The following is a 15,841-nucleotide window of genomic DNA, read 5'->3' as shown; positions in this document are numbered from 1 at the left end:
GCAAGTACGTTTCGGGTTTGTTCCATATATAGCGGCTCGACACGCCGAAGGGGGCGATATGCTGACGCGCAAGCAACAGGAGCTTTTGCTGTACATCCACCAGCATCTGGGTGATGGCGGCGTCTCCCCTTCATTCGATGAGATGAAGGATGCCTTGGGCCTGAAATCCAAGTCGGGCATCCACCGCCTGATCACCGGTCTGGAGGAGCGCGGCTTCATCCGCCGCCTGCCCCACCGCGCCCGCGCGCTGGAGGTGCTGCGCCTGCCCGACCAGGTGACGGCGCCGGCGCCCAAGAGGGTCGCCGCTCCGGCGGTCGCGGCGGAGGTGGAGCCCCGCTTCAAGCCCAGCAACGTCATCAAGGGCGAGTTCGGCCTGACCGGGCGCGATCCCGGCGACGCCGTGGGCTCCGTCAGCCTGCCGCTGTACGGCCGCATCGCCGCCGGCCTGCCCATCGAGGCCATGCGCGACAGCGGCAACAGCATCGACATCCCGGTTTCCATGCTGGGCATCGGGGAGCATTACGCGCTCGAGGTCGCCGGCGACAGTATGGTGGAGGCCGGCATCCACGACGGCGACACCGTCATCATCCAGCGCTGCGAGACGGCGGAGAACGGCGCCATCGTCGTGGCCCTGGTGGATGCCGCTGAGGTGACGCTGAAGCGCCTGCGTCGCAAGAACAACTCCATCGCCCTGGAGCCGGCCAACCCCGCCTATGAAACGCGGGTGTTCGGCGCCGACCGGGTGCGGGTGCAGGGCCGGTTGGTGGGCGTTGTTCCGCCGGTACTGAGCCCTCTCTTGTTCTCTTCAGAATCAGCGGCTCTGGGATCAGTCCCAGGGCCGTTTGCTTTCCGGATCATGCACGGTTTCCACGCGGATGGTGCCCCGACCGAAATACAGGGCGTGCGCACCCTTGGCCGCCAGCACATCCGGCCCGATGACGCGCGGGGCGTCACAGCCGGACGCCGGCACGCGGGAGATCACCAGGTCGGCGTTGTCGCAGTCCTCCGCCAGGGCGTCGCGGGTCCAGGCGATGGCGACCAGCCGCCCGTCCGGCCGGGCAAGGTCGCGACGGTCGTCATGGTAGAGGTCGGGATGATAGAGGCATCCCAGGCTGTCGCAACGCAGGCTGCCGTCGTCCGTGCCCACGGTGGGCCAGGTGGGTGGGCGGCCCTCGCCCCCATCGCGCTTGCCCCAGGTTTCCACGCCGAAGCCGCCGCCCCGGTCCGACGACAGCCACAGCTTGCCGCCGCCATCGCGCACCGCCACCATGGTGCCGCCGCCTGACACCACCATGTCCGGCCGGGGGGTGAACGGCACCAGCAGGCAGCCCAGGGCGATGGGAACCAGCCCCCACAGGCGCCAGCGGCGGCGCCATAGCATCAGCCACAGGCCGCCCGCCACCATCAGGCCGAAGGCGCCACCGGACAGGGCGGCGCTGTGCAGGCTGGCGCCGGGCAGCGCCGCCGTGATCCGCGCCGTCCACAGGATGCCCTGGCAGCCCCAGCCGATCATGTCGATGATCCAGCCCTCCAGGTGGAAGGGCATAGCGACATAGGCGACCAGGCACAGCGGCATGATCCACAGTTCGGTGATGGGAATGCCGATCAGGTTGGCCAGCACGCCGTAATTGGCCACCTGCTGGAAGTGGTAGAGGCAGAACGGCATGGTGGCGACGGTGGCCACCACCGAGGTCAGGCACAGCCCGCCCACGAACATCACGGCGCGCCGGACCCAGCCACCGTCCTTGCGCCACCGGGCCATGGGGCCGCGCAGCACCTCGTACGTGCTGATGAGGGCGAGCACGGCGCCGAAACTCATCTGGAAACTGGGGCCCGGCAACTGCTCCGGCTGGTACAGCAGGCACAGGACCCCGGCCACGGCGATGGCGCGGGGGCTGAGGACCGACCGCTCCGCCAGGATGGCCGCCATGGCCAGCGCCGTCATGAGGACGGAGCGCAGGGTGGGCACCTGCGCGCCCACCAGCATCATGTAGCCCAGGGTGGCCAGGATGGCGAAGGCGGCGGCGTACTTCTTGATGGGATGGCGCAGCGCCAGGCCTTCCCACAGCGCCATGGCCGCCCGCGCCAGGAAATAGAACAGCGCCGCCACCAGGCTGATGTGCAGGCCGGAGATCGACAGGATGTGCTGCAGGCCCGAGACCCGCATGGCCTGAAGATCATCGGGTGGAATGCCGGTCTGCTCCCCGTTCAGCAGGGCGATGGCGATCATGGCCGGCGCGCCGGACAGGCGCGCGGCCACGCGTTCGGCGATCAGCTCACGCACCGCCACCACCCGGTCGTTGATCCAGCCCAGGGGGCCGACCGGTGCGGCACTGACCAATTCCGGTGTCTTGAACGCAAACCCGACGGCGCCGATGCCCTGGTAGAAGGCGGAACGGCGGAAATCATAGGCGCCCGGTTCCGGGCTGTCGGGCGGCGGGCGCAGGGCCGCCAGGATGCGCACCCGCGCGCCCGCCGCCGGGGCCGCGTCGCTGGGCCGCAGGCGGATGCGTACGGCCGGCGGCGTCTCCATCACGGCCAGGCGGGGAATGTGGGGATCGGCCAGGGTGACGCGTACACCCCGGTCCAGCCGCTCGATATTGGCCACCCGCCCCTCCACCGGCACGGGGCCGAGCGGGCGTTGCAGGATGGGGGTGGACAGCCAGGTGGTGCGGGCCTGCACGACCGTGAAGCCCGTGCCCAAAGCCAGCAGGCAGGCCAGGAACAGCCGCAGGGGCAGGCGTTCGCCCGCCAGTCGCCAGAGCCCGAAAACCCCCAGGGTGAAGAGCAGCCCGGCCCAGGGCGGCGGTTCCAGCGGCAGGCCGAAGTACAGGGCGATGCCGGCGCCAATGAAGACGGGCACCCAAAGGGCCCAACGTTCCTGCTCATCCACCAAAATGACATACGCTGATGTCACAATGCTGAACAACGCGGCGAGCACACGATGTGTGACGCTCATCACATCTGAAGGCGGTAAGCCGGCGCAGGTTTCGCTCCGCCCAGTAGCCAAATACGGCAGGCCCTCAGCGTCCCAGCCCTCTCCCTGGTAGCTTCCCGGCGTTGGATCCGGGGCCCTGCCAGTTCTGTTCGCGGGGTCCGCCTCAGGGTGCATCTTGGTTCCGGGTGTGCTATCTCAGCGGCTTCGCATCCTGGTGATGCGCCCTTGGCGGCTCTTCCGAACCGCCGGCCCCAATCACCAGCTATCTCGATATTCGCGCCGTGTCGTCAACCTTTGGATGACAGCCGCCCGGGAAATTCCCCGGCGACGTCCCAAGGCAGGGTGACGAAGCGGCGCCTGCCGCCCGCCGGAGAGTGCGTCTGTCATGAGTGTCGTCACCCGTTTCGCCCCGTCCCCCACCGGCTTCCTGCACATCGGCGGCGCCCGTACCGCCCTGTTCAACTGGCTGTACGCCCGCCACCACGGCGGCACCTTCCTGCTGCGCATCGAGGATACCGACCGGGCGCGTTCCACCCAGGCGGCGGTGGACGCCATCATCGACGGCCTGTCCTGGCTGGGCCTGACCTGGGACGGCGACGCCGTCAGCCAGTTCGAGCGGCGCGAGCGCCATGCCGAAGTGGCGCGGACCATGCTGGCCCAGGGCCACGCCTATCATTGCTATTGCTCGCCGGAAGAGCTGGAGACGATGCGGGAGCAGCAGAAGGCCGCCGGCCTGCCCCTGCGCTACGACGGCCGCTGGCGCGACCGCGACGCGTCGGAGGCGCCGGCCGGTGTCGCCCCCGTCATCCGCCTGAAGGCCCCGCGTGAGGGCGAGACCGTGCTGCAGGACAAGGTGCAGGGCGAGGTGCGGGTGCAGAACAGCCAGTTGGACGACATGGTGCTGCTGCGCGCCGACGGTACGCCCACGTACATGCTGTCGGTGGTGGTGGACGACCAGGACATGGGCGTGACCCAGGTGATCCGCGGCGACGACCACCTGACCAACACCTTCCGCCAGCTTCAGATCTATCACGCCATGGGCTGGACGCCGCCGGACTTCGCCCATATCCCGCTGATCCACGGCCCCGATGGCGCCAAGCTCAGCAAGCGCCACGGCGCCTTGGGGGCCGAGGCCTACCGCGACCTGGGCTATCTGCCCGAGGCGCTGCGCAACTACCTGCTGCGCCTGGGCTGGAGCCACGGCGATGACGAGATCATCAGCACCGAGGACGCGCTGGCCTGGTTCAACCTGGAGGGCATCGGCCGGTCGCCCTCGCGCATGGACTACGCCAAGCTGGACAACCTGAACGGCCACTACATCCGCCTGGCCGACGACAACCGCCTGGTGGACCTGATCGGCCCCCGATTGGTCACGGCGCTGGGGCGTGCGTTAAACGACGCCGATCGCGACCTGCTGCGCCGCGCCATGCCGGGCCTGAAGGCGCGGGCCAAGACCCTGGTGGAACTCGGCGCGGGCGCACAGTTTTATATCACCGCCCATCCCCTTCCGCTGGATGAGAAGGCCGCCCAGCTTTTGTCCGGCGAGGCCCGGGCCCAGCTGGCGGTGATCGCCAGCCGGTTTGCCGACGCGTCCGACTGGACCGCGCCGACCCTGGAAGGGATCGTGCGCGCCTTCGCCGAGGAGACGGGCCTGAAGCTGGGCAAAGTCGCCCAGCCGCTGCGCGCCGCCCTCTCGGGATCCACCGTCTCGCCGCCGATTTTCGAGGTGGCGGAAGTGCTGGGCCGGGATGAGACCCTGGCCCGTATCGGCGATGTCGCAGGGGGTGTTTAAGGCCCCCGGCCATCATTGCCTTCGGCGGTGCGGGACACTACACTCCGCACCGCGTCATAAGGATCAATAAGGGGCAGAGGGCCCCGCTCCGTAAGAACAAGGACGTGCCGAAATGAGCGATACGACGACACCGGCGGCCGAAAAGAAAACGGTCACCCTCACCGACAACCAAACCGGTAAGTCTTTTGATTTCCCGGTCATGCACGGCACGACCGGTCCCGACGTGGTCGACATCCGCAAGCTCTACGCCGAGACGGGGTACTTCACCTACGACCCCGGCTTCACCTCCACGGGTAGCTGCGAGTCCAAGATCACTTTCATCGACGGCGACAAGGGTATTTTGCTGCACCGCGGCTACCCGATTGAGCAGCTGGCCGACAAGAGCGACTTCATGGAAGTCTGCTACCTGATGCTGCACGGCGAACTGCCGAACGCCAAGGCGAAGGTCGAGTTCGAACGCTCCATCACCTACCACACCATGGTGCATGAGCAGCTGTCGCAGTTCTTCCGCGGCTTCCGTCGCGACGCGCACCCGATGGCCGTCATGTGCGGCGTGGTCGGCGCCCTGTCCGCCTTCTACCACGACAGCACCGACATCGAGGATCCGCGCCAGCGCATGGTGGCGTCGCACCGCCTGATCGCGAAGATGCCGACCCTGGCCGCCATGGCCTACAAGTACTCGATCGGCCAGCCCTTCGTGTACCCGCGCAACGACCTGGGTTATGCTGAGAACTTCCTCAACATGACCTTCGGCGTCCCCTGCGAGCCGTACAAGATCAACCCGGTCATCGCCAAGGCGATGGACAAGATCTTCATCCTGCACGCCGATCACGAGCAGAACGCCTCCACCTCCACGGTGCGTCTGGCGGGCTCCTCCGGCGCCAACCCGTTCGCCTGTATCGCCGCCGGCATCGCCTGCCTGTGGGGCCCCGCCCATGGCGGCGCCAATGAGGCCGTGCTGAAGATGCTGGCGGAAATCGGCCACAAGGACCGGATCCCCGAGTTCATCGCCCGCGCCAAGGACAAGAACGACAGCTTCCGCCTCATGGGCTTCGGCCACCGGGTCTACAAGAACTACGACCCGCGCGCCAAGGTCATGCAGCAGACCTGCAAGGAAGTCCTGTCCGAACTGGGCATCAAGGACGACCCGCTGCTGGACATCGCGGTGGAGCTGGAGCGCATCGCGCTGGAAGACCCGTACTTCGTCGAGAAGAAGCTGTACCCGAACGTCGACTTCTACTCGGGCATCATCCTGAAGGCCATCGGCTTCCCGACCAGCATGTTCACCGTGCTGTTCGCCCTGGCCCGCACCGTGGGCTGGATCGCCCAGTGGCAGGAAATGATCGCCGACACCTCGCAGAAGATCGGCCGCCCGCGTCAGCTGTACACCGGCGCCACCAGCCGCGACTACGTCCCGGTCGACAAGCGCTAATCGGCTACAGGAAAGGCGGACAGGATTATGGAGCGGGTTTATCCCAGCAATGGCGATAACGGGGCCGGACGCGACCGGTCCCAACCCCGCGCCCGCATCCTGGCCGCCCGATCCCTGGAAGGGCCGCCACCGGCCAACGACAACCCCGTCCCTGCGGGACGCCGGTTGAAGCGTCTGGCCGTGATGGTCTTTGTCACCCTGGGTGCCGTCCTGGGCATCGCGGCCACCGTGGTGTCCATGCTGCACTGAAGGCCGCCGGGTCTCATGATAAGGGAAAGGCCGCCTGGGCAACCGGGCGGCCTTTTTCTTGAGGCCGCGCGTCATATAACAATGCTGTCAATGCCATCACTGCTAGCATACACCCTGGCGCGACTTCGGCAGCGTACGTGCCTTGACACCCTCCGTATGCCCTGATGTCAGGAGTACGCATGCAGACCGTACACAGCGAATGGGGTCTGGCCGGGGTGGAAACCCTACGCAGCCATGTCGGCGTCCTGGTGATCGTCGATGTGTTGTCGTTTTCCACCGCCGTCGATATCGCCGTCGGGCGGGGCGGCATCATTTTCCCCTTTCCCTATGGCGATGCGGAGGCAGCCCACGCGGCAGCGTCGGGCCGCAACGCCATTCTGGCGTCGCCCCGAAACGCTGGTGGTGGCCAGTTCAGCTTGTCACCCCGTTCTCTTCTCGACCTTCAGGCAGGGACGCGGCTGATGCTGCCATCGCCCAACGGGTCGCGCCTATCGCTGGCGGGCGGTACGGTCATCGTGTTGGCCGGATGCCTGCGCAACGCCGCCGCCGTGGCGGTCGAGGCACGACGGCTGGCGAATGGCGCCGACATCGGCGTGATCCCGGCGGGGGAACGCTGGTCCGACGGCAGCCTGCGCCCGGCCATTGAAGACCTACTGGGTGCCGGCGCCATTATCGACGCACTGGATTTGCCCCTGACGCCCGAAGCGCGCGTGGCACGCGACGCCTGGCGTGCCGCCGTCCCTGACTTGGACGCCATCATCCGTGGCTGCCGTTCGGGCCAGGAACTGATCGGCTGGGGTTACGCCGACGATGTGGGCCTAGCCCTGGCTGTCGGGACCAGCGATCTCGCGCCCATCCTGCGCGACGGCGCCTATCAGCCTCCCCCTACCAAGTCCCTTGCGCCCTGACGAAATCGACGAACGCGCGCAACGGCGGCGGCACCAGGCGCCGTCCGGGGTAATAGAGGAACGGCCCGGAGAAGCGCAGCCACCAGGGTTCCAGGACGGGCTCCAGGGCGCCGCTGGCGAAATGGGGGCGCAGCCAATCCTCGAACAGGACGACGATGCCCGTGCCGGCGATGGCGGCATCGACGGCCAGGTCGGTGGCGCCGCCCAGTTCCACCAGCAGGGGCCCGGTGGGTTCCACCAGCACCGTCTCGCCGTCGCGTTCGAACTCCCAAGGGTGGACCGCCCGGCCGGAAAAGCGGCCGCGCAGGCAGGCATGCCGCAACAGGTCGCTGGGATGGTCCGGCCGGCCGCGGCGGTCCAGGTAGGCGGGCGATGCCGCCGCGGCGTAACGCTGGACGCGCGGACCGATGGGGACGGCGATCATGTCCTGCTCCAGCCGGTCATCATAGCGGATGCCGGCGTCGCATCCGGCGGCCAGCACATCGACGAAGCCCTCCTCGGCCATCACCTCCAGCCGGATATCGGGATAGGCCGCCAGGAAGGGCGGGACGATGCGGGGCAGCACCAGCCGCGCCGCACTGACCGGCACATTGAGGCGCAGGGAACCGGCGGGCCGGCCGCGAAAGCCGTCCATCCCATCCAATGCCGCCTCCACCTCCGTCAGGGCGGGACCCAACCGCTCCAGCAGGCGTTCGCCGGCTTCGGTGGGAACGACGCTGCGGGTGGTGCGGTTCAGCAGGCGGACGCCCAACTGGGCCTCCAGCCGGCGCATCGCCTCGCTCAAGGCCGAGGGGCTCATGCCGCTGGCGCGGGCGCCCTCGCGGAAACCGCCGGCGCGCGCCACCACGACGAAGGCGTTCAGGTCACTCAGGTCGGCTTTCATTGTTCGCCTTTCCGCACAGCCCGTACCGATCTTCGCCGATTATCGTGCAGGGCGACAATGGGCATATGAGGCATCCCCCCTAGCCTCCGGAGAGTGATCCCCATGTCCACCCCATCCCATACCGCTCAGCCCGGCACGGCCCTACTGGGCGACCTGACGGTGAAGCGCCTGGGCTACGGCGCCATGCAACTGGCCGGCCCCGGCGTGTTCGGGCCGCCCAAGGACCGCCAGGCCGCCTTGGCCGTGCTGCGCGCCGCGGTCGAGGCCGGCGTGAACCACCTCGACACCAGCGACTTCTATGGCCCGCATATCACCAACCAGCTGATCCGGGAGGCCCTGCACCCCTATACCGACGACCTGGTCATCGTCACCAAGATCGGCGCGCGGCGCGGTGCGGACGGTTCCTGGCTGCCGGCGTTCTCGCGTGAGGAACTGATCCAGGCGGTGCATGACAACCTGCGCAACCTGGGCCTGGACGTGCTGGATGTTGTCAACTTCCGCTGCATGCTTGAGGTCCACCACCCGGTGGAGGGCTCCATCGAGGAACAACTGAGCGTGCTGGCCGACCTGCAGCGCCAGGGCCTGATCCGCCACATCGGGCTCAGCAACGTCACGGCCACCCAGGTGGCGGAGGGGCGCCGCATCGCCCCCATCGTCTGCGTGCAGAACCTGTACAACCTGGCGCATCGTGCCGACGATGCCTTTATCGACGCCCTGGGCCGGGACGGCATCGCCTACGTCCCGTTCTTCCCGCTGGGCGGGTTCACCCCCCTGCAATCCTCCGCCCTGTCCGACGTGGCCGCCCGCCTGAACGCCACGCCGATGCAGGTGGCGCTGGCCTGGCTGCTGCAACGCGCGCCCAACCTGCTGCTGATCCCCGGCACCTCCTCGGTCGCGCACCTGAAGGAGAACCTGGCGGCCGGCCAATTGTCGCTGCCGGCCGATGCCGTCGCGGCGCTGGACCAGGTGGGCGGCATGGCCACCGCCTGAACCGGAAGGTTGGCCCGCGCTTGAATCAGTAGCCCTCAATCGCCGGGCGCCGGCATCCGCCGGCTTGGGCTTCCTCGGTTTCCAGTCCACTACGTTCCCCGGAAACCTGCGGCGGCCCCAGTCGGGGCCTACAGCGGCACGAGCCCAAGCCTCGTGCCGCTGGTGTCACGCTCCCAGCGCGCGGGCCAGCACCTCAAAGATGCGGGGCGCGTCGCACTGGGCGACGTTGAAGCGCAAAAAGCCGTCGGCGCTGCCCGTCAGGCTGAAGACATCGCCCGGGGCCAGCACCACGCCCTGCTCCAGGGCGCGGCGCGCCACAGCGACGGAGGACGCGCCGGGTGGCAGGGCGGCCCACAGGAACATGCCGCCGCGCGGCTCCGTCCAGGGCCGCAGGCCGAGATCCTCCAGCCGCCGCACCGTCCGCGCCATGGCGCCGGCCAAGCGGCCGCGCACCCCGTCCATATGCCGGCGGTAGCTGCCGTCGGTCAGCAGTTGATGGACCAGGCGCGGATTGATGGCGGCGTTGCCGAAGGCCGTGGCCAGCTTCACATCGGCCATGCCCTGTACCCAATCCTCCCGCGCCGCGATGTAGCCGCAGCGGATTGACGCCGACAGGGTCTTGGAAAAGCTGCCGATATGGATCACCCGCTCCAGCCCATCGAAAGCGGCCAGGCGCGGCGACGGCTCCCCCTCGAAATCGCTGAAGATGTCATCCTCGACGATCAGGATGTCGTGGGCGGCCGCACAGGTCAGCAGTTTGTGCGCCACGGGTGCCGCCAGGCTGGCCCCGGTGGGGTTGTGCAGGGCAGCGTTGGTGATGTAGAGGCGGGGCCGGTGGGTGGCGGCGGCTGCCGCGAATGCCGCGACGTCCGGTCCGGTCGGGGTGTAGGGCACCGGCACCGCACGGGCGCGATGGGCCGCCACCACGGCCTTGAAGTTGAAATAACAGGGATCGTCCAGCAGGACGGTGTCGCCCGGTTCCAGCAGATAGCGGCACACCAGGTCGATCGCCTGGCTACCGCTGTCGGTCAGCAGGATTTGGCGGGGTTGCGCCGGGATGCCGCGCGTGGCGAAGCGGTCGGCCAGATGCCGGCGCAAGGGCTCGAATCCCAGCGGCGTGTCGTATTCCAGCAGGGCGGCGGCCGGTGCCCGCGCCAGGGCGCGCAACGCCCGGCGGATGGCGGGATCGGGCATCCAGTCGGCCGGCAGCCAGCCGCAACCCGGCTTCAGCAACCCATCCCCCGGCTCCAGCGCCTGGCGCATCAGCCACAGCGGGTCCACCGCGCGGTCCGGCGGCGGCTCCGTCCCGCCCAGGCCCGTCCCCATCAGCGCCAGGGGTGCCGCCCGCTTGGCGACGTAGAAGCCGGACCCCGGCCGGGCCGCCAGCACGCCTTCCGCCACCAGTCGGTCATACGCCTCCACCACCGTGGATTTGGACACCCCCATCCGGTAGGCCATGGCACGGATGGACGGCGCCTTGGCGCCGGGTGCCAGCAGGCGCCCCTCCACCCGGCCCTGGATATCCGCCATCACGGTTTCCACCAGGGTACGGGCGGTAAGGGTTTCGGGGTCGGGCAACGCCGTCTGTATTGCCATTTGGACCAGCACAGTTTGGTAAAACTGTACTGTACCATACCTTGTGATCCGCCTCACCCCGCCCCAGCATGGGGGCCGCCCAGATGATGACGACGGACGCCTTCCCCAAATGACCGACATGACGGCCCCTGCCCCCCTCCTGCCGACCCGCACCAGCCGACAGACGGCGGCCGGCCTGGCCTATGGCCTGGTGGCGGTCATCATCTTCAGCGGCAGCCTGCCGATCACCAAGATGGCGCTGATCGGGCTGGACGCCGTGTTCGTCAGCCTGGCGCGCGCCGCCCTGGCCGGCATCGGCGCCGTCGTCCTGCTGACGGTGCTACGCCCGCGCCGGCCACGCCGGGCCGACCTGGCCGGCCTGATGGTGGTGGCCTTGGGCGTGGTGCTGGGCTTTCCCCTGCTGACGGCATTGGCCATGCGCTGGATGCCATCGACCCACGCCATCGTGTTCAGCGGCCTGCTGCCCATCGCCACGGCGGTGTTCGGCGCCCTGCGCGGCGGTGACCGGCCCCGGCCGGCGTTTTGGGTGTTCTCCATCGCCGGTGCCGCCGCCATCACCCTCTACGCCGTGGCCCAGGGCGGGGGCGGCCTGGCGCCCGGTGACGGGCTGATGCTGCTGGCCATCACCGTCTGCGGCCTGGCCTATGCGGAGGGCGCCCGCCTGTCCCGCCACCTGGGCGGCTGGCCGGTGATCTGCTGGGCGCTGGTGCTGGCCCTGCCGGTGATGGGGCCGCTGGCCGTCGCCACCATGCCGCAGGACTGGCACGCCGTGCCCCTGCCCGCCTGGCTGGCGCTGGGCTACGTCACCCTGTTCAGCATGCTGATCGGCTTTTTCTTCTGGTACCACGCCCTGTCGCTGGGCGGCACGGCGGCGGTGGGGCAGGTCCAGTTGCTGCAGCCCTTCTTCAGCTTCGGCCTGGCGGCCATCCTGCTGGGCGAGCCCGTGGGCATGTCGCTGCTGGGCACCGCCGCCCTGGTATTGCTGTGCGTGGCCGGCACGAAGCGCTACGCGCGTTAAGCAAGCGCCGCGTCGGCCGTGCGCAGGGTGATGGTCATCAGCAGGAACTCCGCCGGGCGGATGGGGGCGATGCCCACCACGGCACGGCACAGGCCCCGGTCGCGGTCCTCCTGCGTGGTGGTGCTGAGGTCGCAGCGCAGGAAATAACCCTGGTCGGGCCGCGTGCCGGTGAAGGCGCCCTGCTGGCGCAGCCCTTCCAGGAACGCCGTCCCGGTGGTCGTCAGGCGCTTCCACAGATCGGCGCCGTTGGCCTCGACCGCCGCCCAGGCCCAGCCGCGCGCCAGGCTGGTCTCCACATGCAGCGCCAGGCGGCGCAGGGCGATCTGCCGCCATTCGCTGCCCGCACCCGCCAGCGTGCGCCCGCCCCAGGGAACGGCGCCATAGCGGGGAAACACGGCCAGGGCGTTGATGCCGGCCCCGGTCAGCGCCGCCATGTCCGACGTGCCCAGGCGGGCCGACAGGTCCAGGCTGTGCGGGAAGGGAAAATCCGTGCCCGCCGGCGTGTGCCAAAGCCCGGCGTTGCGGTCGTTGGTGGCATAAAGGCCGGCGACGGCGGCGCCCGGACCAACGCGCCGGCGCCCCTCCGGCCGCGTCGGATCAGGCACCATCAGGTCGGGGAAATAGAGGGCCACATTGGCATAGCGCGGGCCGGTCAGCCCCCGCGCCCACTGCAAGGCCGCCGGGATATCGGCCACGTCCCGTGGCAAATCGGCGATCAGGAACAGCCCCCGCCGATCACAATGGTCCGCGACCAGGCCCAGCGCCTCCGCCCCCACGGATGGGGCCAGGGCCCGCAGTTCCGGCAGGTGGACAAGGTCGTAATTCTCCGCCGCGTCCAGCGTGGACAGGCCAGCCATCAACTGGTCCACCGCCGAGGGACCGTCAACCGAGGCCAGCTGGTTCACCACCCAGGCGGCGGTACCGCCCTGGGCGAAGAACTGGGCCACCGCCAGGGCGGTGTCGCTGGTCAGGGCGCCGAACTGGGAGAGGAAAACAGCCAGGCTGGTGACACGGACGGGGCGGCCCACTGGTCCCTGCGCCAAGGGCCCCAGGAAAGCGGGAACACCGCTGGGCAGGCCCTGAACCGCCACCGGTTCCGGCCCCCGCTCCGCGATCGGAACACCCGGGAACGCCACGTCAGGCAACGCCGCCAGTGCTTCCGCCATACCCGCCCCCGATCAGGTGCCGATCCCGACTGTCCGGGATGGCTGCGGTATTCTAATCGTCTTCCCGGGCGCGCGCATGGATGACACGCATTACCACTTCCGCAGCACGCCGACTGGGGGGGGTATCGCCCTGTCCCAGCCAGGCCGCCACCTCGGCCACGCCTTCGATCTGCTCCTGGCGGGCGGCCGGGTCGTCCAGCAGGCGGCCCAGCGCCTCCGCCAGGCGTGAGGGGCGGCATTCGTCCTGCAGCAGTTCCGGCACCAGCATGCGGTTCAGCATGATGTTCACCAGATTGACGAAGCGCACCTTGATCAGCCCGCGATACAGGCGGTAGGTCAGCGGGTGGATGCGATAGGCGATGACCGCCGGCAGGCGGGCCAGCGCCAGTTCCAGCGCCACGGTGCCGGATGCGGCCAGGGCTGCCTCGCTGGCGGCGAAAGCGTCGTACTTGGCCTGGTCGCCCTCAACCACCACCGTCGGCAGGGGCCAGTCCTTCACGGCGTCGCGCACCAGGGCCAGGGTGGCGGGCACCGTGGGCACGGCCGCCACCAGGCGCGGCAGGCGCGGCGCCAGGATTTCCAGCGCGGCCTTGAAGTCGGGCAGCAGCTTGGTGACCTCGCTGCGCCGGCTGCCCGGCAGGATGGTCACGACGCGGCAGTCGCTTTCCAGGTTGTGCTCGACACGGAAACGGTCGGGATCGCCAGCATCCGCGCCGCTTTCCACGATGGGATGGCCGACGAAGCTGCAATCCAGCCCCACCTTCTCGAAATAAGGCGGCTCGAACGGCAGCAGGGCCAGCAGATGGTCCAGGAACTTGGCGATCTTGCCCGCACGGCCCGGCCGCCAGGCCCACACCGTGGGCGCCACGTAATGGATCAGGGGGATGCTGGGGTCGGCCTTCTTCACCTTGCGCGCCACGCGGAAGCAGAAGTCCGGCGCGTCGATGGTGACGACGGCGGCCGGCTTCATCTCCAGGATGGCCTCTTCCGTCTCCTTCATGCGGCGCAGCAGACTGGGCAGCTTGGGCAGCAGTTCGGCCAGGCCGAACAGGGCCAGTTCCTCCATGGGAAACAGGCTTTTCAGGCCCTGGGCCTTCATGCGTTCCCCGCCCACACCGGCGAAGCGGATGGCGCCGGCCGTTTCCTGCTTCAGGGCCAGCATCAGCCGCCCGCCCAGCACGTCGCCCGACGGTTCGCCGGCGACCAGGAAGACCAGCGGCACGTCGTCGTTCATACCGTCTCCGTAACGATGCCGGTGACGAAGAGGCCGGCGGCATCAGCCGCCTTGGCCACCTGGTCCCGGCCCAGGGTCAGGGTGCCGCCCGCCTCCACCGCGATGCCGCGGAAGCCGTGGGCGGCGGCACGTTCCACCGTAGTAACGCCGATGGTGGGCAAATCCAGGCGGATATCCTGCTGCGGCTTGCGCACTTTCACCAGGATGGGGCCAGGGCCGTCGCGGCGCAGGGTGCCACAGCGCTCGATCAGGGCGTCGGTGCCCTCAATGGCCTCGACCCCCAGCACCAGCCCCTGCTGCACCACCACCGACTGGCCCACGTCCAGCAGGCCTAGCGTACGGGCGACGGCGGCACCGTGCGCGATGTCGGCCTCGGCGGCGGCGTCGGGCGCCAGGGCGCCCAGGGGCCCGGCCGGGCTCAGCAAGCCCTGCACCAGATCCTGCACCGCCACGACGTGGAAGCCCTCTTCCTCCAGGGTGGTGACCAGGGCGCGCAGCAGGCCGTCATCGCCCAGCGCCTTGGCACCGATGCGGGCGAAGAACTTGGCGGCGAACCAGTCGGGACGCATCTCCGCCAGACTGGGCCGGCGCACGCGGCCGGCCAGCACGATCTCGCCCACCCCTTCGGCCCGCAGGCGGTCCAGGATGGCGCCGGCGGCACCGATGCGGAATCCGGCCTGGGGGATGTCGACCGGCACGGCAGCACCCTGGCCGTCCAGGGTCACCACGAACAGCGGGCGCCCCACCGCCCGGCAAGTCTCGATCAGGCGCCCCGGCAGGTCACCGCCGCCGGCCAGTATCCCCAGTTTTACGGGGGTGTCCGGCATCAGCGGGGCTGGCACAGCGGGCGCCCGGTGCGGCTGCGGATGAAGGCCAGGACCTCCCCCACCACCGGCGCCGGGTGGGCGCTTTCCACGGCGGCCATGCGGTCCACCAAGGTGCCGGCATCACCGAAGATGCCATCGAAGGCGGTGCGCAGCGCCTGGATATCCTCACGCGAGAAACCGCGGCGGGTCAGCCCCACCAGGTTCAGCCCCGCCAGGTGCGCGCGCTCCCCCTTCACCAGACCGTAGGGAATGACGTCGTTCTCCACGCCCGACATGCCGCCGATCATGGCGTGGGCGCCGATGCGCACCCATTGCAGCACGGCCGACAGGCCGCCCAGGATGGCATGGTCCCCCACCTCGACATGGCCGCCCAGGGTGGCGTTGTTGGCCATGATGACATGGTCGCCGACGATGCAGTCATGGCCCACATGGGTGGACACCATGAACAGGCAATTGTCGCCGATGCGGGTCACCATGCCGCCGCCTTCCGTGCCGATGTTCATCGTCACGTGTTCACGGATGCGGTTGTTGCGGCCGATGATCAGCTGCGACGGCTCCCCCTGGTACTTCAGGTCCTGGGGGACCTGGCCGATGGAGGCGAACGGGAAGATGACCGTGCCGTCGCCCACCTGGGTACGGCCCTCGACCACGACATGGCTTTTCAGTTCAACGCCGTCGCCCAGCGTGACGTGAGGGCCCACCACGCAGAACGGACCGACGCGCACGCCGGCCCCGATCCTGGCGGCCGGGTCGACCACGGCGGTCGGATGGATAAAGGTCTCGGCTACGGAGGCGCTCATCACGAATA

The 15,841-nt window shown here is 69.2% G+C and carries 13 protein-coding genes and 1 pseudogene; 7 read left to right on the top strand and 7 right to left on the bottom strand.

Going from position 1 to position 15,841, the window contains the following annotated elements:
- Window positions 1-58 precede the first annotated feature (58 nt).
- Window positions 59-775 (top strand): annotated as a pseudogene (lexA, locus tag PW843_14175) (transcriptional repressor LexA).
- 51 nt (window positions 776-826) lie between these two features.
- On the opposite strand, the gene PW843_14170 reads toward lexA, so the two are convergent.
- On the bottom strand, window positions 827-2,863 hold the full coding sequence (locus tag PW843_14170) for a ComEC/Rec2 family competence protein (protein MDE1147745.1): 2,037 nt from the start codon (window positions 2,861-2,863) through the stop codon (window positions 827-829).
- A gap of 460 nt (window positions 2,864-3,323) precedes the next feature.
- On the opposite strand from PW843_14170, the gene gltX reads away from it, so the two are divergent.
- From gltX to PW843_14150, 4 genes are all read left to right on the top strand, one after another.
- A complete protein-coding gene (gene gltX, locus PW843_14165) occupies window positions 3,324-4,730 on the top strand; it encodes a glutamate--tRNA ligase (protein ID MDE1147744.1) in 1,407 nt (468 codons plus the stop codon).
- Between the two features lie 112 nt (window positions 4,731-4,842).
- Window positions 4,843-6,162, top strand: coding sequence for a citrate synthase (gene gltA, locus PW843_14160; protein ID MDE1147743.1), 1,320 nt, complete (start codon window positions 4,843-4,845; stop codon window positions 6,160-6,162).
- 27 nt (window positions 6,163-6,189) lie between these two features.
- Window positions 6,190-6,411, top strand: a complete 222-nt coding sequence (locus tag PW843_14155; GenBank protein MDE1147742.1) for a hypothetical protein — start codon at window positions 6,190-6,192, stop codon at window positions 6,409-6,411.
- Between the two features lie 179 nt (window positions 6,412-6,590).
- The gene (locus PW843_14150; GenBank protein ID MDE1147741.1) at window positions 6,591-7,319 is read left to right on the top strand and encodes a 2-phosphosulfolactate phosphatase; all 729 of its coding nucleotides are present in this window, start codon (window positions 6,591-6,593) and stop codon (window positions 7,317-7,319) included.
- On the opposite strand, the gene PW843_14145 is transcribed toward PW843_14150, so the two are convergent.
- On the bottom strand, window positions 7,297-8,202 hold the full coding sequence (locus PW843_14145) for a LysR family transcriptional regulator (GenBank protein MDE1147740.1): 906 nt from the start codon (window positions 8,200-8,202) through the stop codon (window positions 7,297-7,299). The genes PW843_14150 and PW843_14145 overlap by 23 nt on opposite strands.
- Window positions 8,203-8,304: 102 nt before the next feature.
- Between PW843_14145 and PW843_14140 the strand changes: the two genes are divergently transcribed.
- Window positions 8,305-9,192: an aldo/keto reductase family oxidoreductase gene (locus tag PW843_14140; GenBank protein ID MDE1147739.1), complete on the top strand. Its 888-nt coding sequence runs from the start codon at window positions 8,305-8,307 to the stop codon at window positions 9,190-9,192.
- 165 nt (window positions 9,193-9,357) lie between these two features.
- Here PW843_14140 and PW843_14135 read toward each other — a convergent pair whose 3' ends face one another.
- Window positions 9,358-10,788 carry a PLP-dependent aminotransferase family protein gene (locus tag PW843_14135; GenBank protein ID MDE1147738.1) on the bottom strand — a complete coding sequence of 477 codons (1,431 nt, stop codon included), beginning with the start codon at window positions 10,786-10,788 and terminating at the stop codon, window positions 9,358-9,360.
- Between the two features lie 109 nt (window positions 10,789-10,897).
- Between PW843_14135 and PW843_14130 the strand changes: the two genes are divergently transcribed.
- Window positions 10,898-11,806: a DMT family transporter gene (locus PW843_14130; GenBank protein MDE1147737.1), complete on the top strand. Its 909-nt coding sequence runs from the start codon at window positions 10,898-10,900 to the stop codon at window positions 11,804-11,806.
- Here PW843_14130 and PW843_14125 read toward each other — a convergent pair.
- The 4 genes from PW843_14125 to lpxA are packed head-to-tail and all read right to left on the bottom strand — an operon-like array spanning window position 11,803 to window position 15,833.
- Complete coding sequence (locus PW843_14125) at window positions 11,803-12,972, bottom strand: phage tail sheath C-terminal domain-containing protein (protein ID MDE1147736.1); 1,170 nt, start codon at window positions 12,970-12,972, stop codon at window positions 11,803-11,805. The genes PW843_14130 and PW843_14125 overlap by 4 nt on opposite strands.
- Window positions 12,973-13,024: 52 nt before the next feature.
- A complete protein-coding gene (lpxB, locus tag PW843_14120) occupies window positions 13,025-14,206 on the bottom strand; it encodes a lipid-A-disaccharide synthase (GenBank protein ID MDE1147735.1) in 1,182 nt (393 codons plus the stop codon).
- Window positions 14,203-15,033: a UDP-2,3-diacylglucosamine diphosphatase LpxI gene (lpxI, locus tag PW843_14115; GenBank protein MDE1147734.1), complete on the bottom strand. Its 831-nt coding sequence runs from the start codon at window positions 15,031-15,033 to the stop codon at window positions 14,203-14,205. Before lpxI ends, lpxB begins: the two co-directional genes overlap by 4 nt.
- The gene (gene lpxA / locus PW843_14110) at window positions 15,033-15,833 is read right to left on the bottom strand and encodes an acyl-ACP--UDP-N-acetylglucosamine O-acyltransferase (protein ID MDE1147733.1); all 801 of its coding nucleotides are present in this window, start codon (window positions 15,831-15,833) and stop codon (window positions 15,033-15,035) included. The genes lpxI and lpxA overlap by 1 nt, the downstream gene beginning before the upstream one ends.
- Window positions 15,834-15,841 lie beyond the last annotated feature (8 nt).

The organism is Azospirillaceae bacterium (assembly GCA_028283825.1).
In the GTDB taxonomy this organism is placed as follows: Bacteria; Pseudomonadota; Alphaproteobacteria; order Azospirillales; family Azospirillaceae; genus Nitrospirillum.
This window is presented reverse-complemented; position numbering and strand designations above follow the sequence as displayed.